The following is a 960-nucleotide window of genomic DNA, read 5'->3' on the forward strand; positions in this document are numbered from 1 at the left end:
TTCAATTCTAAAATCGCCCTACGGTCATTAGATAATGAAAATTTGGGCAATACATAAACGAAGCGAACCGTCTCACTTTTTGCAATTTTTGAAGGCAGATTGTGTTTGTACGTTGGTTCTTGATACAGGCGTTGTAACGATTTTCTTTTCCCTTTTTGTCTTGTTTCAATCGAAAGGTTCAAGAAATTCAAATCGTAATCCAAAGTAGAATTATTCTCAATCTGGATAACGAAGTAGAGTTCTTTCTTATCAAAAACAATATTCTCAACACTCAAAACGATACCTTCATTTCGCTTTTTAATTCGACCTATACGCTGGTTTCTGTTAAGAAGATACGAGCAGAATTTTTGGTAGTAATACGTTCTATTATCTACACGTTCTTCAGAGGATTCAGCAAGAATCGAATCGACCTTAATCGGTTTCTCATTCCCTATACTATTAGATAACGGAATGAAATAATTGAGCTTAGATAGCTGTTTTTTATATCTTACAATATACGAAAAAATTGAACCATTTCTATTGACTACCAGTAGATTACTTTCTTTGCCAGGCTTTGCTTGAAGAAGTCCAAAATACTGTTCTTTTTCACGGTTGTAGGTAAAAACAAAATTATCTGAACCGGTTATACCTTGCCGAATAGGTTCAGGGAAGAATAATGCAACGTTTTTGGTGTCGTTGGCATATATGGTATCGAGGACTGTAGTTGTTTGCGCTTTCGCGAAAGCGAAACTTAAAACAAGAGTGGAAATTATGATATACTTTTTCATAAGAGTGTGTTTTTAAATGCCCATTATGGGCTCATAATTTAGGTTTTAGAATTAATTTATAATTATTCAATACCGTAACTTTTACGTTTCGGTTGTTACGTCTGAGTACTTTGGATATACCACCAACTTGTGGTACGGTGGGAATGTTGATATCGCCAATAATATCGTCCAAGACTTCGGTGGTGGCTTCAGC

General features: G+C 35.2%; 2 protein-coding genes. Both read right to left on the bottom strand.

The window, feature by feature from the left end; genetic code table 11:
- A partial coding sequence (locus tag DCS95_RS20080) for a DUF4138 domain-containing protein (protein WP_116772577.1) occupies positions 1 to 767 on the bottom strand: 767 nt, incomplete at its 3' end.
- 31 nt (positions 768 to 798) lie between these two features.
- Positions 799 to 960 (bottom strand): conjugative transposon protein TraM (gene traM / locus DCS95_RS20565; RefSeq protein ID WP_425269171.1); only part of this gene is annotated, 162 nt, incomplete at its 5' end.

This window comes from Maribacter litoralis (assembly GCF_003075045.1).
Lineage (GTDB): Bacteria > Bacteroidota > Bacteroidia > Flavobacteriales > Flavobacteriaceae > Maribacter > Maribacter litoralis.